This window comes from Paenibacillus sp. FSL L8-0340, assembly GCF_038593145.1.
In the GTDB taxonomy this organism is placed as follows: domain Bacteria; phylum Bacillota; class Bacilli; order Paenibacillales; family Paenibacillaceae; genus Paenibacillus_AQ.
This window is the reverse complement of sequence record NZ_CP151967.1, coordinates 718398-740345: the sequence shown is the minus strand read 5'-3', so window position 1 is coordinate 740345 and position 21948 is coordinate 718398. Positions and strand designations below refer to the sequence as shown.

Genomic DNA, 21948 nt, shown 5'->3' with positions numbered 1-21948 from the left:
TTATTCCTCCTTCCGCAGCTTTGCCGTCGGCAAAATAATCTGAAACATCGCCCCTCCGGTATGGGAGGCCTTATGAACCGTAATCTCGCCCTCAAATGCATCAACAATATCCCGCACATGCGAAAGTCCGATTCCCGTAGCAGCAATGCCCTCTTCATCAAATTTCGTTGTGAACCCGGGCTCGAACAGCAGCTCACGATCACGTTCCATAATTCCGCCGCCGCTGTCAGTTACGGTGAGGATCGTAGACCCGGCTTTCTCATAGATATCTAGGGATACGCTACCTCTTCCTTTTATAACCTCAACCGCATTGGCGGTGAGATTGTTCAGCAGGGTAAGCAGTGGAATGTAGCTTGCGGTGGTATAATCGGAGTCCTGGGAAATATGGGTACTGAAACTGATACTCTTACCCAGCATTTCGGCGTATTTGGCATTGCTCTTCACGGTAAAACTCAGGATGCCGGATAGACGCATGTCCCCGGTAACCTCGCGCTCCACCAGCTTCACCAGACCGGCCAGAATCCGCTGGGTATCCTTCTTCACCTCATGAATCTGCTGGGTAATATCCAGCACCTGGCGGCTGTATAACTGATGCTCCTCACCGGCCTTAAGATTCCGATATAGGTCATAACTGCTCAAGGTAACACTCTCCAGTGTTCCGATCGACTTTTTCAGATAAAACACTTCACCGTAGAGGCCCGAACCGAATCCGAGCATTTGCTCAATCCTCTGCTTCTGTTCTCTTTGCGCGATTCGCAGCTGGCTGACGGAAATGCTGCTGTACACTCCGGTCGTAAAATACGTGCGAATGACAGCAATAACCATCAGATAAGTCCATTCATTCAGCCGGAAAGAGGACGAGTCCAGCACAAGCAGCCGGGTCAGCAGTTCCATTTCATTCGATACCAGATCAATAAGCGACGCAACACCGCCGAGCACAAGCGGATGGAAGGTATCCAGCCGGCTCTTAAGCAAATGCATCAATATTGCGAAGACGATATAATAGACCATTGCCGAGAAATGGCTGGTTACACTCTGCACAAAGCTCAGCTCAGCGCCTCCCGCAGCATCCAATCCGGTACGAAACAGCAGCACCACAATGCCTGTGGCAATACCTGTACTAATGTAAGGCAGCCGCCTCATTAAAAGCAAAAACAGCAGAAACGCACTGCTGCCCATTGCAATCCGGAAGATGTCGCCATCAAACGGATTTATTTTGAATTCACCGGCCAATGCCGTCCCGGCGGCTACTATGATAATCTGCGCATATTTGGATTTCAGTATGAAATGTCCCATCGCCCACTGCTCCTGCCAAAGATGTTGACATTTATACTACCATAACCGCCCCTGCTTTCCTACGCTAAAGTACACGATTCCTGTCCGTCAGACCACTTTATTCTCCAATCTTCGCGAGAGGATCGACAGCAGGAAATTGACTACAAAATAAATCAGTGCTACGAGCAGCAACGTAGGAATTGCATAGCTGTAACCGTGCCCGATGACAATCCCGGCGTTATGCATCAGCTCCGGCAAAGAGATCACAACTGCGAGCGAGGTATCTTTTAGCAGTGAGATGAATTGGCTTACCAGAGGCGGAACCATGCGCCGCAATCCTTGAGGCAGCACTATATGCCACAAGGTCTGGAAGTTGCTGAGACCGGAGGAGCGCGCCGCTTCAATTTGCCCCTTGTCAATCGAGGTTAATCCGCCGCGCACAATTTCTGCAATCATTGCAGCTTCAAATATCGTTAATGCGGCAATAGCTGCCGTGATCAATCCCAGCTTAATCCCCACCTCCGGCAGCGCAAAGCGGATGAAGAAAATAATCAGCAGCAGCGGCAGATTACGGATCAGCTCCACCAGTATGAACATTACCGGCGACAATACCGGTATTTCCGAATAACGGATCACTCCCATAATACAGCCAATGACAAAGCTCAGGATGATCGATACAAAAGCCACGATGAGCGTAATATACAGCCCATCCAGCAGAAATTTTAAGTTATCAATGGAGTATGCGCCGGTAAAATCCAAAATAGTAACCCTCCTTAGGTGCTTTGCATGGGAAGTGTTGAAATGTTGATATACGGACGGATGATTGTCCGTAGGGTTTGGAGCAGGGAACGTGATGCGGTAGCTGGCTGGAGGCTGGGCTATGCTGGAGACATAGATTCTAAAGATGCGGGCTTGGTTCGAGCCGGTGACGGGTAACTGCGGTGAATGTTTGGACCTCCGGCCGCTGTTATGTTTGGATTTCCTGATTTGAACCGCTGGCTGCGGTAGAAATCCAAACATAAAGGCGGACGCTGACGCTCCTCCAGTTCCAAAATTCCCCTCCGTTACTTTCACCTTCTCTATGGCCTGCTTATCTTCATCATTATTTATCCGGTATAGCTTAGGCTTCCAGGCGGGCGCTATCGCTTCCGCCCCCTCAGCGCCAAACCCTCTCTCCATTCATTCCTGCTGATCAACTGGAATTCAAAGCTTCCCCAAGCAAAGCTAAGATCGCGAGCTATTGATCGAAGACCTGTTGTCCCGGCCTTCTCTCATCCTTACGAACCTTAAACTTTAAACCGCAAACCTTACAACCCCTTCACGGACTGTAAAACCTTAACCCTAAACCGCAAACCTTACAGCCGCTTCACGGACTGTAAAACCTTAACCCTAAACCGCAAACCTTACAGCCGCTTCGCGGACTGTTAATTACTAACATCCTATTCTAGTAATTGCGCTGCAGACGGCGCTCCCATACCCGCACGCCATAGCTGAGCGGAAGAGTCAATACGAGATAGAACAGCGCTACGAAGATGTAGGTATCGAATGTGCGGTATGTTTCAGTTGAGATGCTATCCGCAAAATACATCAAATCAAGACCGGCGACGATGGTCAGCACCGAGGAGTTCTTAATCAGGTTAATAAACTGGTTGCCAAGCGGCGGGATGACCAGCTTAATCGCCTGCGGGAGAATGACATGCAGCATAGTCTGTATGTAGCTGAGTCCGGACGAACGTGCGGCCTCCATTTGTCCTTTGGGAACAGCCATGATTCCCGCGCGGATCGCCTCGGCGATAAAGGCTGAGGTGTATACGGCCAGGCCGATGGTTCCTGCCTTGAAGCCATCAAGTGTGAATCCCAGTGCAGAAGGACCGTAATAGAAAATATACACCACGAGCAATAGCGGAATATTACGGATAAACTCGACGTAGCCCGTTCCGAACCAGCGCAGCCCCTTCACCGATGTAATGCGGAAGACGGCGATTACTGTCCCCACCAGAAAGCTGCCGAGGAGAGCGAGTACGCTGGAGAGTAAAGTGCCCTTGAAGCCCTCCATATACTGGCCGAAATAATCGGTTAATATCGTAAAATCCATGGATCTCACCTACCCTTGCCTAAAGATACTTGCTCACTTGCCCCGTTCGTCATCCATTTGATCTTACAAGCAGAAACGGCAGAGCCGCCCTTTAAAGGACGGCTACCGTTCATGCAAGGACCGAGGGTGAATGTAGAGCATGATGTTAATAATGCCCTGGCCAGTCTTATCTTGTCGGAGCTTTACCGATCCACTTCGTATAGATGGCAGCATAGTCACCGCTTGCTTTCAGTCCGTCCAAGGTATCATTAATGGCTTGAACTACATCGGTGTTGCCCTTCTGTACAGCAATGCCGTAAGGTTCGTCGGTGAACGGTTCGCCTACAACCTCGAAGCCCGGGTCCTGCGAAGCCATGCCATACAGGATAGCATCATCTGTTGTTAGCGCGTCCCCTTGACCGGCCTTTAGGGCACTGAACGCATCCTGGTAGTTATCAAATTCCAGTACAGTTACACCCGGAACCTTCTCTTTAATGTTTTTGATCGAGGTTGCACCCTTGGAGCCGAGTATCTTGGTATCCTTCGTTACATCCTCAAGACCAGTGATCGCACTGCCCTTCTTTACTAGCAGCGATTGTCCAGCTTGGAAATAAACGTCGGAGAAGTCAACCTCCTTCTTGCGCTCTTCGGTGATGGTCATGGTAGCGACAACCATATCGATCTCACCATTGTTCAGCATTGGAATCCGTGTCTTGGAGGTTACTTCCTTCAGTTCAATTGCGTTCTCGTCACCGAGGATATGCTTGGCTATGGCTTTGGAAATGTCGATGTCGAAGCCCTCCACGTTGCCCGATCCCGGATCTTTCAGTCCGAAGAGTCTCGTATCGTATTTCACACCTACCAGCAGCTTGCCGCGTTCCTTAATCTTGGCAATGGCTTTGGAATCCGTAGATCCCCCTGCAGCATTGCTGCCGCCGGCCGCATTATTACTGCTCGCATTATTACTGCCCGCATTGTTGTTGCCACAGCCGGCAATTACGAATAAGGCAGCGATCATCAGCACACTTAACCGTTTGAAGCTTTTGGACATTTTCATTTCTCTTCCTCCCCTTATGGCTGTCTATTTGGTTAATGACTTAATACACGGCTGAGAAATGTGCGTGTCCGCTCTTCCTGCGGGCTGGCGAAGAACTGCTCCGGCTCCGCTTCCTCTACGATTTGTCCCTGATCCATGAAAATAACCCGGTCCGCAACCTCGCGGGCAAACCCCATCTCATGGGTGACCACAACCATCGTCATGCCTTCACGGGCCAGCGTCCGCATCACGTCCAGCACCTCACCCACCATTTCCGGATCCAGCGCGGATGTTGGTTCGTCAAAAAGCATTATTTTCGGCTTCATCGCCAGTCCCCGGGCAATCGCCACGCGTTGCTGCTGGCCGCCTGACAACTGGGACGGATAAGCCAGAGCTTTATCGGCAATCCCTACCTTTTCCAGGTAATACATCGCTGTCTTCTCCGCTTCCGCCTTGGAAAGCCCCAGCACCTTGATCGGTGCCAGTGTAATATTGTCGATCACCTTTTTATGCGGATACAGGTTGAAATGCTGAAACACCATTCCAATTTCTTTGCGCAGCTTATTGATATCCGTCTTGCGTTCATTTACAGTTATCCCGTCCACGGTCAATCCGCCGCTCGTAATCGTCTCCAGCCGGTTAATGCAGCGCAGCATTGTGCTTTTTCCGGAGCCGGAAGGACCGACTACGACAACTACTTCCCCTTCCTGAACATGCAGGTCGATTGCTTTCAGTACATGAAAATGTCCGTAATGTTTGTCTACTTGATGAAAGTCGATCAACGACAGGCCTCCTTTGCCACGTTTTTTAAGTTCTTGAACAATCTTCGAACCGTTCTCTGTCAGCTATGGTAACACTTAAAACACACCTTACTTCAAAGACTACGAAATCCTACATAATACTACGCGAATCACAAATTTTTCATGTCATTTTCTTTTTTAAACGTGATATATTTCCTTTTCTTTTACCTCTGATTAATGTATTTTATCGGGATCGCGTTACTTTTTGTGACATTCCTCTCTTGAAATATAAAAAGACACCTTTCGGTGTCTCCGCTCTGATCCTATTCCATTCATCTAACAAGACAACAAAAAAAGATGTCCGCAGCCATCCGTGGCTTCCGTGACATCTTCATACCCGTGCTCTAGAAGAAAATTGTGAAGATCACTCCCGCCAGCACTGCACTGATCGGAATTGTAATAAACCAGGTGACGATAATCCGTCCGGCAACTCCCCACTTCACAGCGGAGAAGCGTTTGGCAGAGCCTACACCAAGAATAGAGGATGTAATGGCATGCGTTGAACTTACCGGCAAATGCATCAGCGTGGCCGAGAAAATAACAGAAGCTGCGGATATATCCGCTGCAAAGCCGTTAATCGGCTCGATTTTGAAAATCTTGGTTCCCATCGTTTTAATGATCTTCCAGCCGCCAATCGACGTTCCGAGTGCCATTGATGTGGCTGCAGCAATCTTAACCCACAGCGGAACTTCCATAGTCTCCAAACGTCCTGAGGTCACGAGCGCAAAGGTGATAATCCCCATCGCCTTCTGGGCATCATTCGTGCCGTGCGTGAAGGATTGCAGCGCCGCTGTAATGATCTGCATCGAGCGGAAGCCTTTATTCACCGTGTGCGGACTGCGTTTGGCGAAGATCCATTTCAGTATCGTCATAACAATATAACCAATGACAAAGGCAATGAGCGGGGAGAAAATCAAACCTTCCACAATCTCAACAAAACCGCTCCATTTGATGTGGTCCGTACCGGCCCCTACATATACAGCACCTGCCAATGCCCCGATAAGTGCATGTGAAGAAGAAGAAGGAATCCCCAGCCACCAGGTAACCAGATTCCAGATAATCGCGGCTATCAGGGTAGCTATAACAATATCAATCCCGTTATCTAGCAAGGTAGGGTCGGTAATGCTGCCGCCGATCTTCTTGGCTACTCCTGTAAACATCAGAGCCCCTACAAAGTTCATCGACGCCGCCATAATGATAGCGGTACGCGGCTTTAGCGCACGTGTGGAGACGGAGGTGGCGATTGCGTTGGCTGTATCATGGAAGCCATTGATGAAATCGAACGCAAGCGCGAGAAATATAACAAAACCTAGCATAAATAATGATGTTTCCATATTTCAGAGCCCCTTATGAGTTACGCATGATGATCGATTCCAGCATGTTGGCTACGTCTTCACATTTATCCGTGGTCGTCTCCAACCGCTCATACAGTTCTTTGCGCTTGATCAGCTCAATCGGGTCTTTTACGGTCTCGAATAAGGCTTTGGTGCAAATGCGAAGCACTTCATCCCCTTGATTCTCCAGATCATTCAGGCGAATGGTATACTCACGAATCGCCAGGAGTTTCTTCTGGGACAGCAAATGAACGGCTTTTTGGATTTCATAGGCAGATTGGCGCAGAATTTCCGCGAATTGAACGATATATTCATCAGGGTCCAGCAGGTTATACATATAGAAACGCGAGGCCGAAGCTTCCAGGCCGTCAATGACATCGTCCATACTGGTAATTAAGTCCATAATGTCGTCGCGTTCCAGCGGCGTGATGAACGTCTTGTTCAACTCTTTAATGACAGTGTGCGTGTAAGTATCGCATTGGGATTCGTACTTCTTCATCACCGCAGCGAAGTTTTCGACATTCTCCTGGAGAGTTGTAATATTCTGAGCGAAGTAGTCTGCAGCCTGGACAATGGTGTCAGCCATATTTTCCAGCGTCTCAAAGAAAATGTCCTTCTTTTTAAACTTCATTAGTTTAAACCCCTTTACATAAAATTGCCGTGAAAACTTGAAGCCACTCATATGTAAACAGCATGAAAATGAATGACAACCCTTGTTATCTTATCATATCAATAGAAGGGATAGAAGTAAAAAGAACGAACTTTTTTACACTATATTAACAATTCCCAGTAATAACAGAAATAATTCTCTGAACAGCCATTTTTCAGGTTTGGAATCACGTTGTACTTGGAACCGCTGTATAGTTCACATGGCTGCTGAAGGCTGGCGCATTAGGGACGATCAGAATATGTGTGACGCCTGGATACATCAGCGCTTCTGTCCCGTCACTCTTCACAAACCGGATCACATCGTCCGGCTTGCGTGACCATTTGCCTTTGATCACCTGCCCGCGCTGAAACAGCAGGGCTTCGCCGCCCAGCTCCACATCAATCTGCAGTCTGCCGACATCATCCAGCACCTTATGGTCCGATCCTATCACCATGACATTCGCCGCTTCCACAGGACTGGCATTATTCAGATCCAAATGCGGCTTCCCGTTCACCCAGCGCAGGTAGGTCCGCGTCTCGGGATTATATTTATAACCTACGTTATAACTCGTCAGCAGAAAGTTAACATTCAACTCCACAGCAGCCTCACCTTCAGTCGGCAAGAAATCCGGATCAGTGAAGGGATACCCGGGAACCTGCGCTTTCTCGGCATACCCCAGCTTTCCGGCACCCTCCCGCAGCTTGGCTGCATTGCTGTAGAGGTTATGCGGAGCTTTGCGCTCCTTGTCCCGCCAGAAATAGGCACCGGCCCGGCCGATCTCATCCATATCCTCCTTCTTCTGACCTTGAAGAATCGCATAAGCAGCAGGACTGCCGCCGGCATGTACCGTGACCGCCCCATAACTCTCACCGATATCGATCAGATAAGGGCGGATACTGCGGATAGGTCCGATTTTGACGACTCCGGTATGACTCTGGAAGATCCCGATCAGCCGGGTAATTCCGCCTTCGGCCAACACTTCGTACAGCATGTCCGCTTCGCTGATACCGGACTGCGGCCGGGCAGCGGGTGCATTATTGATCATTACAGCCAAGGGCCTCAGCAGCTCCCCTTGCACCGGAAGCCCGGTCAATCCGGACAACTGCCCGGTGTTAGCCGGGTCGGTTGTCGGCGACGGCTCTATGGAAGCTGTTGGCACCGGAGACAGTGTAGGCGACGGGGACGGGGCAGGCAGATTCTCCGCGCTTGGTGTTCCGCAGGCGGAGAGCAGTAGTGCAGTAAGCATAAGACCGGATATGAGACGGGAAGAATAGCGGTTCATGGTCATAAACTTGTTGTTCCTCCTAAAAGTTTTGTGAGCTTTACTTCTTTGAAATCACTTCGTACAAAACCCGCTTCGCGTTTCCTCCATTTAATCATAGGCTAGCAGATTTGTCTTGCACACTGCCTTCTTCACCTGCAAAATAAAAAGGATACAGCCCGTTACCAGCTGTATCCTATGTTTATTGTATGAATTTGCCCTAGTCTACCATCCAGCAGTTCAGACTGAGCGTTCCGTATTGATACGCCTGAATCATCAGTTGTGCCCGCTTGCCTTCATCTGCGGTGCCCATAATATAGAAGAGCGGAACAAAATGTTCCCTTCCATAAGACGGAACCGCTTCGCGCACATGCGGTGCCTGCTTCTCGTACGCGAACAAAGACGGCAGATCCCATGCCGCAAGTCCCTTGGCAACCCACTCATCGAAATCGAGCGCCCATTGCTCGGGTGTGTCATCCTGCTTGAGCAGCCGCAGATTGTGGACTAATCCTCCGCTTCCGATCAGCAGTATTCCCTCATCACGCAGCGGAGCCAGCATGCGCCCGATAGTATACTGCTCCTCGGGAGAGCGCAAAGAATCGACAGATAAAGCCACTACCGGAATATCGGCCTGCGGGAACATCTTCTTCAGGATCACCCATACGCCATGATCAAGGCCGCGCCCCAGAACAGGCTGATGGGCGAGATTATTCTCCTTGAAGAGCTCGGAAATACGGTTGCTGAGTGCGGGATCACCCGGGGCAGGATAGGTCAGCGAATACATTTCTTCCGGAAATCCATAGAAATCGTGCTGCGTCTCATGCTGTGCGTCCACGGTAATTAGCTGCTCAGGGCTATCCCAATGCGCGGAGAAAACTACAATACCGCGGAGCTTCCCCAGATCCTGACCAAGCCGCTCCAGGAAACGGGTGTACTCATTATCCTCCAGAGCGAGGAGCGGAGAACCGTGCGCAATAAAAAATGCCGGTAATTTCATAGGGTGCCAACCTCCATAACCCAGTATATGGTGTGCCCCTTTATTTTACCGCTAAATCACAGTTATTGCTAATGCTACATATCACCTATATCATCCAGTTCTGCCATTCCTGCTGCAGATGCTCCTGCTGGTTCATCCACTCCCGGGTCCGTTTCAGCACCTGCTCCTGCGCCGGGCCTGAGGAAAAGGTATGGTCTCCCTGAAAAATGATCTCCTTGTCGCAGCGTCCCTCCGGCCGGGTCCAGAACAGCTTCTGATAAAGGAAGGCGTAATCAACCGGAATGACATCGTCGGAGGTTCCATGAATAACGAGCACATCTCCACTGAACTTGCCGGCCTCCTGAAAAGGCTGGAAAGCAGCCAGCGAGTTGAAATATACCGGAGTAAACGTATATCCGGCGTAATCGGACGACCCGCCCTTCACCGACCGGTCATAAGCTTCCCTTCCTACAATCTTTACGATATCATTGAAAGGATAGCCGACGGCAGACCACAGGACCAGATTCTTCACCCTCCGGTCGCGGACTCCGGTCAAGAGAGCTACGGCACCGCCTAGACTGTGTCCGATAAGCGTAACGCGCTGCGGATCCACATCTGCAGAACCGATCCCGTAATCAAGCACAGCCCGGGTCTGGGCAATCATGGATTCCATATCCTCGCTGCCGTAATTCCCGGTGCTCTCTCCGCATCCCGCATAATCAAAGCGGATCACCATATATCCGTCCTGCGCCAATTCACGGGCAGCCTTGACAAAGATCCGGTCAACGCCGATCCGGCTGCCTACAAAACCATGGCAAATAACCGCCAGAGGCACACGGTCCTTGCAGCGGCCGCTGCTCCCCTTTTCACGCGATGGATAATGTATGCTTGCTGTGAGCTCCTCCTGGTTATGCCGGATAATAATGTTCCGTTCCATGGCCTTATCCTCCTCTAAAAGTAAAGCTATTCCAAAGTATAATAATTCCGATTGACTTAGTGTGATTTGTATCTTTATTATACGGTTTACGTTATTATTGTCAACAAGAAGCCAGCGGAAATCATTAATGATCGAAAAGGCCCCTTCCGCTCCCAAAGGAACAAAAGAGGCCCTGCCCGCAAAACTCACTCAATCGTAGCTGTCGTAAAACATATCATGGGTTTCCCTTCTGCCTTCCCAATCCTCCAGGCCGTTATCCTGGTCCTGCCCCGCTGCGTCCCACAGGCTGAAGCCGTCGGAATTGCCCCAATCGCCCACTTCATTAGCCTGCGCAGGCGCGAAGCCGTCACCCATGAATTTGCCTGATTCTTCTTTTTTCTCATGCGCCATAACGCTGCCCGCCTTCCTATAAGCTGTATTTGGTGAAGCAACTTCAAACTTCATTATCAGTGTTCACTCTTCCAAAAGGATTATTCACGGGACAGGCAAAATGGATGTCCTTGCACACAACAGCCGCCCAACCGTATACTCTAGGTTATAGGCGATCCCGATCAAGACTACTGGAGGTTTACATCCATACTATGAAAGTCAAAGCTATGATTAAACAAAATAACGTTCTGCGCGAGCAGATGACACCCTCTAACCGCTCTTATATGGAGGATATGATTCTGGAGCTGCGGAGCAGCCGGGTAGAAGCTGTCCGCGCGGAGGAACTGCTGCTTGAAGCAGCAAACCTAATGCTGCGGGAACAGAGTAAAGGCAAAGATGCCAAGCAAATATTCGGAGAGCATCCGGGAGATTATTTCCGGGAGATTATAGACAGCATTCCAGAACGGCCTGTGCGCAGCCAGTGGAACTATTATTTGATGATATCCTGGGCATCTCTGACGAGTCTGTTCGCTGTACTCGCGATTGCCGGGCTCATCCTATTATGGATCACCGGGTCAGCAGGCATATTCAGCCAGATCAGCCTGTTTACGATTCTCCTCGTAGGCGCAGGGTCCGTGGTTATCATTGAACTGCTTATGAAATGGCTGTCTTCCCTGTCCGAAAGCGATGCACCCAAACCTAAACCCTTTGATCTTAAAGGGCTGGGCGTCTATGTCGTTATCGTCATCATCGCCGTATTTGCCGGGACATTCCTCGAAAAATTGTTTCCGGTCATCTCCATCTCCCCCTGGGTGAGCCTGATTCTGTGTATGGGCGGAGGGCTTGGACTAAAACTTATATTCTTCAGATCATAGATTTCTTATTCTACTTCCGACCAAACAGGAGGAACTTCCATGAAGAAGCACATCATACTAACCGCGGTTATTGCTGCAGTACTGGGAATCCAGCCGGGCTTCGCTGCATCCGTGCAGGCGGAAGGATCAGCCGCCGCATCTGCCGGAGCCTCCAAATCGGTGGTAACTGAAGCCGCCAAGAAGCAACATGCCGAGGCGGTCTATAAAACGACCTTGTCGCTGCTGAAATCTTCCAGCACGCTTCATCAGGGGATAAGCTACCTGAACAGCAATATTTACTCGGTCACCCCCTACCAGGCGGCATTAATGACCCTGAGGCTGGAGAATCTGCAAAAATCGCTGCTGCAATCCTGGGAGAGCAAATTCAGCAGCAACGAAATCCAGCGTAAACTCGCCTCCATCTACAAAGAGGGCAGCAGCATGGCCAAGCTTGCCGAGAGTACGGAGGATGCTGCCTTGCGCAGCCTGCTGAAGAGCGCCGGAGAGAGCGGCTACAAGCTGGAGAATGCGGAAGGGACTTTTTTTCCAATCATCGATTATTCAACCTACCGCAGATATAAAATGTATGTTACGGATGACATCCGCGATTATATTACGATTATGGCCATCGAATCGGAGCTGCCTTCATCCAAGGACAACGGCCTTGTGATTTCCTGGACCGATGTTGTTGCCCGGGCGCTGTCCCAGGAAGAGTTCACCCTGTCCTACCCCAAATCGAACCGGATCGCGGCAGTTAAGACGCTGTATTCCATGTATGTTGGCGATACTTTCTATGGCCAGAACAATACGCCGCTCTTCCACTATGACAATCTGGAGATGGATCTGGAAGCCCAGAAAGCCTATAGCAGCATACTGGCCAAACACAACGGCAGCAGTCAATTTCTCCAGAAGCTGGATGGCCTTATGAAACTGTTGAAGGAGAATGGCTATAAGCTTGATGAAGGTGTCCAGCAGTATCTGAAGACAGAAGTCCCCCTCTCCTGAGCTATGCAAAAATGCCCGCCCCCTGCTGTTTCGGGGGCGGGCATTTTCTATAGATAACCGGTATACCGTGTTTCCCTGCTTAAATCAGCATATTAAACAGATTGGGATCCTTGTTGATCTCGGTATAATCAAGACCCTTCTGCTGCATCCGTTCGATCAGCGGAGCGTAGTCATCTGTGTTCAGAAGCTCGATGCCGACCAGCGCCGGGCCGTTCTCTTTGTCATTCTTCTTCGTATACTCGAACCGTGTAATATCATCGTTAGGCCCAAGCACCTCGGCCAGGAACTCACGCAATGCACCGGCCCGCTGCGGAAAGTTGACCATAAAGTAATGCTTCAGACCTTCATAAATCAATGACCGTTCTTTAATTTCCTGCATCCGGTCAATGTCATTATTGCCGCCGCTCACGATGCAGACCACCGTCTTGCCGCGGATTTGATCACGGTACTGATCAAGTGCAGCCATGGGCAGTGAGCCTGCCGGTTCAACGACAATAGCATTTTCGTTGTACAGCTCCAGAATCGTCGTGCATGCCTTGCCCTCCGGCACCTTAATAACGTCATCCAGATGCCGGGAGCAGATATCATAGGTAAGTCCGCCGACACGCTTCACGGCTGCGCCGTCCACAAACTTATTGATTTCTTCAAGGGTCACTACAGCCCCGTTGTTCATGGCTTCACTCATGGAAGCCGCACCAGTCGGCTCTACACCAATCACCTTGGTATTCGGGCTTACAGTCTTCACGTAGGTGGCTACACCCGCAGCCAGACCGCCCCCGCCAATGGTAACGAACATGAAGTCCGCCGGCTTGTCCAGACTTTCCATAATCTCCATGGCAACCGTCCCGTTGCCGGCGATAATACGTGGTTCATCGAAGGGATGGATCAGTGTCATCCCGTGATCAATACAAGCCTGCAAGGCTTCGTCATACGCATCATCGAAGGTATCCCCCTTTAGGATAACCTCAACATATTCACCGCCGAACTTCCGGACCTGTTTGATCTTCTGGTTAGGGGTGGTGGTTGGCATATAGATCTTGCCCTTAATGCCTAGTGCTTTGCAGGAATACGCCACGCCCTGCGCATGGTTTCCCGCGCTGGCACAGACGATTCCCTTGCTTCTATCCTCCGCAGACAAGCTGCGAATCATATTGTACGCGCCGCGAATCTTGAAAGAACGGACAATCTGCAAGTCCTCACGTTTCAAATACACATTGCAGCCGTATTTGGCCGACAACACCGCATCCAACTGCAGCGGTGTACGGACGATAACCTCCCGCAGCACATGGTGTGCCCGCACAATATCTTCCATTCCTACGATCCGGTTTTCGCCTTCTCTCATCAATTCCTCGCCTCACTGTCTCTATCTAATCTATTTGCTTCTTGTAACATACTCTTCCAAGGACATTTTATCAAGCATTGTCCTCTCCGGGCAACACATGAATACCTAGGTTCTTGTTGTTGTCCTTAATCGGGTTAAGTGTACGGATTTCACTATAGCCGTTTGTCATCTTAAGTGTAGAACCTTAAGCTCAGGCGGCTGCCCGTTCTTGATCTTCTCTTCCTTATTTTTTCTTAGTTCCACAGGACTCCCCGCCTTCCATAAAATAGGGCCGACAATACTCTCTCTATGAATGTTCCCTTGTTTTCGACCTATTTCTAAAAATCCCTTTGTCCCTTTAACGTTTTACTACAGTTGTGAAAAAACTGTGTACATGTCACCGTATTTTCACAAAACAGCATAATAAAAACCACATTTTTATGTAAAAATGCGTAATTCGACCCTATTTATGCTGATATCATGGATATAATTGGTTTTTATGTCAGTATTTATATCAGTAAGGGGATTAAATAGTGAGTGAAGAGGGAGGTGATCCGATAATATTCTTAAAGCTTAGCGCTGGGAGAGGATTGCAGTTGCGGCACCAGATGATACTTCGAAGATTGTGCAAACGATTTGCCGCAACCACGCAAGTTTGTATAACTTTTAACTATCAATCCTTCTGTGTTCAGACAAACCGGAGACGCAGGGAGTGGGTAGGCCAAAGCTCCTCGTTTACAGGTTCATTGTTGCTATGGAACGATTTCATGGCTGAACGCGTGTCAGAACTCCTGTTGTATTCATTTATAAGTTCGTCGAGCACCATTGATTGATGGAGCACGGCGGGATGGCCCAGAGTATATTGATTTTCCAACTTATTCAGCTTATACCGGGCTTGTTCAATGCGTTGTTTCAAACATTCCGCTTCCTTCACTCTTATCCCTCCTCATTTAAGTATTTTAGAAGAGTATTTCTTTTTCCAGTGAAAATTTTTTTCAGAGAATTCCCATAGAAACTAAAAAAACACAGCCTGAGCGGCTGTGTCCGGTATACATCATATGATGAACTATTGTTTCAGCATCCACTTGAGCAGGTCCGGCATGCTGGCCCATAAACGGGAGTGCATGATGACATATTCAATCGCTTCATTAGAATCTCCCAAGCCTACAAAATCCGGCAGGTTATGCGGCAGCCGCTTCACGCCCAGTAAATAATCCGGAACATGCTTGTTCACGCCACGCGCCACACGGTACAGCATCTTGAGCTGGGAAGTAATTCCGGTCTTCTTGTATTCAAGGACAATCCGGTCATAAGCAAACGCGGCCGCTGCATCGTCCTTGCCATATTTCTTCAGCACACGTTCTGCATCATTCAACCGGTTGGTGTACAAGTACGCAGCGGCCAGCAAATACCGCGCACCGGTATTGTCTTCCGGATTAAGCTCCATGATGCGTTCCAGCATCTGCGCCGCTTCTTCCGCGTTGCCACTGAACCAGCAAGACTCGGCATAGCTCTTGCAGACGCGGATGTATGGACGGGTTTCATGCAGGCCCCAGAAGTATCCTTTATTTTGGCTAAAATACAGCTCACCCAGCTCACGCTCACCCGCAGCAATTCCCGCTTTGAGGTAGGCACGCGCCTCCTGCTCATTCTCCGATTCCTCAGCCAGAATAAGATAAGCGTCGGAATTGTCCGGATACAATTCAAGTGCAGCTTCAGCCAGTTGAATCCGCCGTTTAGTAGAAGTGGCTGAAGCTGCCTGATACAGAAGAGCCTGTGCTTTCTCCTTAGGAGTACCCGGACCGTTCAGTACTAGCAGCTCGTCAGACTCGCCGCCCATACCGTATTCCTCCACGTAGTTAAGCAATTCCTTAACCTTGCGGGAAATCGTAGCCGCAGTAACCTCATATTTGGTTGCAAGTTCCGCCTGCGAAATCATAAAGCCGTACTCCTCGGACAGCAAATACTCGATCGCGGCACAGAAGGAGCCCATTTTCTTCACAGCAGGTTTAGTCTGGCGGGAGAAGCCGTTCCAAAGCACTAATGCTTCAAAAATCAGCTCCCGCTCGTACTGGTTCCTCATGCTTTCGATAAGCTGCATCGCCAGCTGCTCGTGGGCCGGATGCTCCCATTTCAGCTCGCGTGTTACCATCTTTTTCAGCTTGGTCAGGGTTAGCTTGCTCTCTGGGCGAAGGACAGGCTCCAAAGCCTCAGGGCTGATGACAGATTCAGTTACTGCAGCCTCACGGGCTGCCGCCTCCTCCGTTGTTACGAGCCGAAGTATGGATTCAACCGCTGAGGTTTCTTTACCAAGACAGCATCTTTTATATTTTTTCCCGCTTCCACATGGGCACAAGTCATTTCTTCCAACCTTACTCAAAAATAATTCCCCCTTAAATCTGTGACTAGCCATACACATAAGCGCATCGCTACTTTTGCACTATAAGTATCATTTCCCGGCAAGACGTATTCTATATTACGGGAACTTCACGGGCACTCCAAAAACCTAATTTAAAAAAGGCCTTTCCATGAAAGGAAAGACCCTTTATCTGTATATATCCGCACATTTTCCCCCGTACGAATTGTATTATAGCACTTCTTCTATCACTTGTCAGTCCTTTTTTGGGACTAATAGCGTAAAAATTTGCTAGGCTGCAGTCCTTTATCCTCAGATGAGCGCCTTCATGGCGATGTCACTGCGGCTCTGCTTTCCCTGGAAAGATATTGTTTCTGCACTGGCATATGCGGCCGCACGGGCATCCGCAATACTCGCGCCCCTGCCGACAACACCAAGCACCCGTCCGCCATTCGTAACCCAGCTTCCATCTTCACCGCGTGCCGTTCCGGCATGGAAGATCAGCGCGTCCTGGCTGCTCTCCAGACCGGAGATAGGCACATCTTTAGGATAAGGACCCGGATAACCCTCCGAAGCCAGCACTACGCATACAGCCGCTTCATCGCTCCACTGAATCTCAATATCCGCCAGCCTGCCCTCAGTGACAGCCAGAAAAATCTCCAGCAGATCACTCTTCAGCCTAGGCAGTACGACCTGGGTCTCGGGATCGCCGAAGCGGGCATTGAACTCAATCGTTTTCAGCTTGCCATCCGGTGAAATCATCAGCCCGGCAAACAGTACGCCGCTAAAAGGGCGGCCTTCGGCCACCATGGCTTTGGCTGTTGGCTCGATGATTGTCTCCACCGCCTCGCGGATAATATCCTCAGCGATGTGCGGCAGAGGTGAATACGTGCCCATTCCGCCGGTGTTCGGTCCTTTGTCGCCGTCGAATATCGGCTTGTGATCCTGCGCCGCCGCCATTGGCCGCACCGTTTCACCGTCAACAAATGCAAGAATCGACATTTCCTGCCCGGCAAGGAATTCTTCGATGACTACCTGCGCACCGGCTTCCCCAAATACCTTGTCCACCATAATATCACGCAGCGCCCGCTCGGCTTCTTCACGCGAATAAGCTACGGTAACGCCTTTGCCCGCAGCCAGGCCGTCGGCCTTGATGACGATCGGCAGCTCCTGTCCGTGCAAATAAGCAAGCGCCGCTTCATAACCGCTGAACTTCTCATAAGCTGCTGTCGGAATGCTGTATTTGTGCAGCAGGTCCTTCATGAACGTTTTGCTGCCTTCGATTTCAGCTGCATTCTTGCGCGGGCCGAACACAGGAATATTCTGCGCTTCAAAGACATCAACGATACCTGCCGCGAGCGGATCATCCGGTCCGATAACTACAAGACCAACCTCACGCTCTTTGGCAAAAGCAGTCAGCCTGTCGAATTCGAACACGCCGATCGGCACACATTCGGCAAGCAACGCGATCCCGGCATTGCCGGGTGCACAGTAGATTTTACCGGCCTTGGGGCTTTGGGATAGACTCCAGATGATCGCATGCTCCCGGCCCCCGCCGCCAACCACTAAAATATCCATATAAACGAAATCCTCCCCGGGCTTCTAGTGTTTGAAATGGCGGACGCCGGTGAAGACCATGGCAATTCCATATGCATTCGCAACCTTGATGGATTCCTCATCCTTGATCGAGCCGCCCGGTTGAATGACTGCGGTAATTCCAGCCTTCGCAGCCATTTCCAGCGTATCGCCCATCGGGAAAAAGGCATCCGAAGCCAGTACAGCGCCCTTGGACTTCTCTCCGGCCTGTTCAATGGCAATTTTGGCCGCTCCGACACGGTTCATTTGTCCGGCACCTACACCAACAGTCATATCATCGGCCGCCAGTACAATCGCATTGGACTTCACATGCTTAACCACTTTCCAGCCGAACAGCAGCTGCTTGAGCTCTTCTTCGGTTGGCTTGCGGGTAGTGACCACTTGAAGCTCTTCCGGATTCACGGAGTGCACATCGCTCTCCTGCACCACCATACCGCCTTCAATGGAGGTAACGACAAAGTTGCTCTTGCGTGCAGAGGCCGTGCTTAAGCTGCCGATTTTGAGCAGGCGGATGTTCTTCTTCTTCGTAAGGATCTCCAGCGCTTCTTCTGTGAAGCCCGGTGCCAGTACGATCTCCAGGAAAATATCCTTCAGCAGGTTAGCGGTATCCGCATCAATAATACGGTTCGCAGCCACAATCCCGCCGAAAATGGAGGTTGGATCAGCATTGTAGGCTTTTTGGTAAGCCTCGTATACACTTGCGCCTACGCCCACGCCGCATGGATTCATATGCTTAACGGCCACAACCGCCGGCTCTTCGAATTCTTTGACGATTTGCAGCGCCGCATTGGCATCGTTAATGTTGTTGTAGGACAGCTCTTTGCCGTGCAGCTGCTCAGCAGCCGTCAGCGTATCCTGCGCAGCGAGCGGCTTGCGGTAGAACGCCGCCTTCTGATGCGGGTTCTCCCCGTAACGCAGATCCTGAATCTTCTCGTAAGTCACCGTATAGCGCTCCGGCAGCGGTTCACCGGTCACATTAGCCAAATAATCGGCAATCAGGGCATCGTAAGCCGCCGTATGGCGGAACACTTTTGCCGCAAGACGTTTGCGGGTCTCAAGGGTCGTATCTCCGCCTGCGCGTACCTCATCAAGCACACCTGCATAATCGGCCGCGTCCACCACCACACTGACAAAAGCATGGTTCTTCGCCGCCGAACGCAGCATCGTCGGTCCGCCGATATCGATGTTCTCGATAGCTTCCTCGTACGATACATCCGGCTTGGCGATCGTCTCCGCGAACGGATACAGGTTCACCACGACCAGATCAATGTAGTCCAGCCCAAGCTCGGTCATCTGACGCGTATGCTCCTCGTTGTCACGAACAGCCAGCAGGCCGCTGTGTACGGCGGGATGCAGCGTTTTGACGCGTCCGTCCATAATTTCCGGGAACCCAGTGACATCGGAAATACCGATGACTGGTACACCTTCTTTAGCCAAAAGTGTGCTAGTGCCGCCTGTGGAGATGATTTCTACGCCCAATGCAGACAACTCGCGGCAAAAATCCACGATGCCCTGTTTATCCGATACGCTGACCAGCGCTCTTTTGATACTCACTTTGAATAGTCCTCCTCCGGATGATGCTCGATTAGTTGTGTTTGAATGGTTAACGAATAAACCAGCCTTGCCAAATCACTGAAATTTCAGCAGCTTACAGCATTCTTCCTAAGGTATAAATCAGGCATTCCATCACTCTCCGACACCCTTTGCCCGCTTGTGCAATATTTCCCGAGAAATATCGGAAGTGACCGCAGAGATTAACCTTTGTCGATAAAAAGCTCAGCGCACCGCGCAATCCGCCAGTATTTAACGCTATAGACGTGCTACACAATGCTGTTCTAAAAATTTCTGCGGAATCGCAGCTCATGTCCATAGTATGCGACACAGGATGACTTCATTTATGGCAAGCTCCCTGTCCTTAGCAGCAATCGTGCCTATACTTCTATTTGGAAATTGTAGCTTTTCTTCCGTCCAGTCCAATTTTCCCGGCGGCAAAAGCAGATACTACCTCAGGGTAAAGCTCATACTCTACCTGATGAATTCGTCCGGCAAGGGTTTCCACTGTATCTTCGGCCTCTACGGCAACGCCGCGCTGGGCAATAACCGGTCCGGTGTCCATGCCCCCATCGACAAAATGCACCGTAACCCCCGTCAGCTTCACACCGTAGTCCAATGCCTGGCCGATGGCATCCTTGCCGGCAAAGGCTGGCAGCAGTGAAGGATGAATGTTGATAATCCGCCCGGCGTAAGGTGTAAGCAACACCGGAGTAATCAGCCGCATATATCCCGCCAGTACGACAAGCCCGATATCCCGGCGCTGCAGCTCGGCAACAATCTCCGCTTCATACAGCTCCCGGCTTGCGAATTCCTTCGGCCGCAGCAGGAGGGCAGGAATCCCCGCTTCCTCCGCACGCTGTGCCACTAGCGCTTCCGGCCTGTCAGATACCAGCAGCTCAATGCGGCCTCCGCCAAGCTTCCCTGCGTTCTGAGCCTGAACCAGCGCGGCAAAATTGCTGCCCTGCCCGGAGGCAAACACAGCGATCCGGCTGTACTGCATCACACTTCAGCTCCCGTAAAGGTAACCTTGCGTTCCCCTTCCGTTACTGTGCCGATCAGATAAGCCTCTTCCCCGCCTGCTTTCAGCAGTTCCAGCGCTTTTTCTCCGTCTTCAGAAGACACTACCAGCACCAGGCCTACGCCCATGTTGAAGGTAGTGAACATATCGCGGTTACTTACATTGCCTTTGCTCTGCAGCAAGCCGAAAATCGGCAAAATCGGCCAGGAGCCATAATTAATCTCCACATTCACATGATCCGGCAGTACGCGTGGAATGTTCTCGATGAACCCGCCTCCGGTAATATGCGCCATGCCTTTGACCGGCAGCTGTTCCAGCAGCGCGAGCAGCGGCTTCACATAAATCTTCGTCGGAGCCAGCAGCACATCCACCAGCGGAGCTCCAAGCTCAGGGACCACATCGTTCAGCGCATAGCCGTCTTCCTCAAGCAGAAGCTTGCGTACCAGTGAGAAGCCGTTGCTGTGCACACCGCTGGACGCGAGACCGATCACCGTATCTCCCGGTGCGATGTTCGCGCCCGTAACCAGCTTCGCTTTGTCGGCTACGCCAACTGTAAAGCCGGCGATATCATATTCGCCCGCCGAATACATCCCCGGCATCTCAGCCGTTTCGCCGCCGATGAGCGCGCAGCCTGCCTGGTGGCAGCCTTCCGCGATGCCGGCAACAATAGCCTCGATCTTCTCCGGCACAACCTTGTCGCAGGCGAGATAATCGAGGAAGAACAGCGGCTCTGCGCCCTGCACTACAATATCATTCACACACATGGCTACGGCATCGATGCCAATCGTGTCGTGGCGGCCGGCCGCGAAAGCGATTTTGAGCTTTGTACCCACGCCGTCAGTTCCCGATACGAGCACCGGTTCTTCATACTTGTCCTTATTGAGACCAAACAGCGCGCCGAATCCGCCCAGCTCCGTCATAACCTCCGGACGGTACGTGCGCTTTACATGCTTCTTCATGCGTTCAACGGCTTCATTGCCAGCCGCAATATCCACTCCGGCGTTTTTATAAGCTTCCGACACTTTTGGACACCTCATTATTAGTTAGTTTAGAGCGCGTTTCGGGGCGGCAGGGATTGGGTGTGTGGTTCTTGGACGCCATTGCGATGAATGTTTGGACTTCCGGTCGCTGTTATATATGGATTTCCTGATTTAAACCGCTCTTCGCGGTAGAAACCCAAATATATAAGCATCTGCTTTCGACGCGAGCTTTCCTGCGGAAAGCTTTCAGGCGAACGCTAACGCTCCTACAGTTCCAAAATTCCTCTCCATGGCTTCCGAACCACTCCGGGGCAAACCCAGCCGCAAGCCGCTGTACGCGCCTTGCACAGCAGCAGCAAGACCTCGGCGCTTGGCAAAGACAAGCGCCTCCTCAGCGAGAGAACCACCGATTTTGCGCAGCAAACAGGATGGGTTCTTGAGTACTTGATCTTGGCGCGCGGGGCAAAGCCGGGCGCGCCTTGAGCGAGAGAACCCCCGATTTTGCGCAGCAAACAGGATGGGTTCTTGAGCACTTGATCTTGGCGCGCGGGGC

At 50.9% G+C, this 21948-nt stretch carries 21 protein-coding genes; 3 read left to right on the top strand and 18 right to left on the bottom strand.

Annotated features, from left to right (window positions below):
* Both NST07_RS03380 and NST07_RS03375 read right to left on the bottom strand, forming a co-directional pair.
* Complete coding sequence (locus tag NST07_RS03380) at positions 1-1296, bottom strand: ATP-binding protein (RefSeq protein WP_341377241.1); 1296 nt, start codon at positions 1294-1296, stop codon at positions 1-3.
* Positions 1297-1383: 87 nt separating this feature from the next.
* Entirely contained in the window at positions 1384-2034 is a 651-nt protein-coding gene (locus tag NST07_RS03375) for an amino acid ABC transporter permease (RefSeq protein ID WP_341089702.1), read from the bottom strand.
* A gap of 42 nt (positions 2035-2076) precedes the next feature.
* Here NST07_RS03375 and NST07_RS03370 point away from each other — a divergent pair, with 42 nt between their 5' ends.
* Positions 2077-2211: a hypothetical protein gene (locus tag NST07_RS03370; RefSeq protein ID WP_342481037.1), complete on the top strand. Its 135-nt coding sequence runs from the start codon at positions 2077-2079 to the stop codon at positions 2209-2211.
* A gap of 508 nt (positions 2212-2719) precedes the next feature.
* Here NST07_RS03370 and NST07_RS03365 read toward each other — a convergent pair.
* The 9 genes from NST07_RS03365 to NST07_RS03325 form a co-directional block, all read right to left on the bottom strand.
* A complete protein-coding gene (locus tag NST07_RS03365; RefSeq protein WP_038585717.1) occupies positions 2720-3370 on the bottom strand; it encodes an amino acid ABC transporter permease in 651 nt (216 codons plus the stop codon).
* 166 nt (positions 3371-3536) lie between these two features.
* On the bottom strand, positions 3537-4406 hold the full coding sequence (locus NST07_RS03360) for a glutamate ABC transporter substrate-binding protein (RefSeq protein ID WP_342481036.1): 870 nt from the start codon (positions 4404-4406) through the stop codon (positions 3537-3539).
* Between the two features lie 32 nt (positions 4407-4438).
* Complete coding sequence (locus tag NST07_RS03355; RefSeq protein WP_038585714.1) at positions 4439-5167, bottom strand: amino acid ABC transporter ATP-binding protein; 729 nt, start codon at positions 5165-5167, stop codon at positions 4439-4441.
* A gap of 362 nt (positions 5168-5529) precedes the next feature.
* Positions 5530-6519 (bottom strand): inorganic phosphate transporter, encoded by a 990-nt coding sequence (locus NST07_RS03350; protein WP_038585711.1) that lies wholly within the window; start codon positions 6517-6519, stop codon positions 5530-5532.
* A gap of 13 nt (positions 6520-6532) precedes the next feature.
* Positions 6533-7150: a DUF47 family protein gene (locus NST07_RS03345; protein ID WP_038585709.1), complete on the bottom strand. Its 618-nt coding sequence runs from the start codon at positions 7148-7150 to the stop codon at positions 6533-6535.
* Between the two features lie 205 nt (positions 7151-7355).
* A complete protein-coding gene (locus NST07_RS03340; protein ID WP_341089698.1) occupies positions 7356-8456 on the bottom strand; it encodes a DUF3048 domain-containing protein in 1101 nt (366 codons plus the stop codon).
* A gap of 193 nt (positions 8457-8649) precedes the next feature.
* Positions 8650-9426, bottom strand: a complete 777-nt coding sequence (locus tag NST07_RS03335; RefSeq protein WP_341089697.1) for a class III extradiol ring-cleavage dioxygenase — start codon at positions 9424-9426, stop codon at positions 8650-8652.
* An 85-nt stretch (positions 9427-9511) separates the two neighbouring features.
* Entirely contained in the window at positions 9512-10342 is an 831-nt protein-coding gene (locus NST07_RS03330) for an alpha/beta fold hydrolase (RefSeq protein ID WP_341089696.1), read from the bottom strand.
* A 189-nt stretch (positions 10343-10531) separates the two neighbouring features.
* The gene (locus NST07_RS03325) at positions 10532-10732 is read right to left on the bottom strand and encodes a hypothetical protein (protein ID WP_341089694.1); all 201 of its coding nucleotides are present in this window, start codon (positions 10730-10732) and stop codon (positions 10532-10534) included.
* A 191-nt stretch (positions 10733-10923) separates the two neighbouring features.
* Here NST07_RS03325 and NST07_RS03320 point away from each other — a divergent pair, with 191 nt between their 5' ends.
* Together NST07_RS03320 and NST07_RS03315 are read left to right on the top strand one after the other, a co-directional pair.
* Positions 10924-11586 carry a DUF1129 family protein gene (locus tag NST07_RS03320; protein ID WP_341089692.1) on the top strand — a complete coding sequence of 221 codons (663 nt, stop codon included), beginning with the start codon at positions 10924-10926 and terminating at the stop codon, positions 11584-11586.
* A 39-nt stretch (positions 11587-11625) separates the two neighbouring features.
* Positions 11626-12570 carry a hypothetical protein gene (locus NST07_RS03315; RefSeq protein WP_342481035.1) on the top strand — a complete coding sequence of 315 codons (945 nt, stop codon included), beginning with the start codon at positions 11626-11628 and terminating at the stop codon, positions 12568-12570.
* Between the two features lie 79 nt (positions 12571-12649).
* Here NST07_RS03315 and ilvA read toward each other — a convergent pair whose 3' ends face one another.
* The 7 genes from ilvA to purM all read right to left on the bottom strand — a co-directional run bounded on the left by ilvA (position 12650) and on the right by purM (position 21437).
* Positions 12650-13912, bottom strand: coding sequence for a threonine ammonia-lyase IlvA (gene ilvA / locus NST07_RS03310; RefSeq protein WP_341089689.1), 1263 nt, complete (start codon positions 13910-13912; stop codon positions 12650-12652).
* Between the two features lie 667 nt (positions 13913-14579).
* Positions 14580-14825: an aspartyl-phosphate phosphatase Spo0E family protein gene (locus NST07_RS03305; RefSeq protein WP_341089688.1), complete on the bottom strand. Its 246-nt coding sequence runs from the start codon at positions 14823-14825 to the stop codon at positions 14580-14582.
* A gap of 132 nt (positions 14826-14957) precedes the next feature.
* On the bottom strand, positions 14958-16271 hold the full coding sequence (locus NST07_RS03300) for an SEC-C metal-binding domain-containing protein (RefSeq protein ID WP_342481034.1): 1314 nt from the start codon (positions 16269-16271) through the stop codon (positions 14958-14960).
* A 288-nt stretch (positions 16272-16559) separates the two neighbouring features.
* On the bottom strand, positions 16560-17825 hold the full coding sequence (gene purD, locus NST07_RS03295) for a phosphoribosylamine--glycine ligase (protein ID WP_342481033.1): 1266 nt from the start codon (positions 17823-17825) through the stop codon (positions 16560-16562).
* A 24-nt stretch (positions 17826-17849) separates the two neighbouring features.
* On the bottom strand, positions 17850-19397 hold the full coding sequence (gene purH, locus NST07_RS03290) for a bifunctional phosphoribosylaminoimidazolecarboxamide formyltransferase/IMP cyclohydrolase (protein WP_342481032.1): 1548 nt from the start codon (positions 19395-19397) through the stop codon (positions 17850-17852).
* Positions 19398-19782: 385 nt separating this feature from the next.
* Positions 19783-20397: a phosphoribosylglycinamide formyltransferase gene (gene purN / locus NST07_RS03285; RefSeq protein ID WP_341097537.1), complete on the bottom strand. Its 615-nt coding sequence runs from the start codon at positions 20395-20397 to the stop codon at positions 19783-19785.
* A complete protein-coding gene (purM, locus tag NST07_RS03280) occupies positions 20397-21437 on the bottom strand; it encodes a phosphoribosylformylglycinamidine cyclo-ligase (RefSeq protein WP_341377235.1) in 1041 nt (346 codons plus the stop codon). Before purM ends, purN begins: the two co-directional genes overlap by 1 nt.
* Positions 21438-21948: the final 511 nt, after the last annotated feature.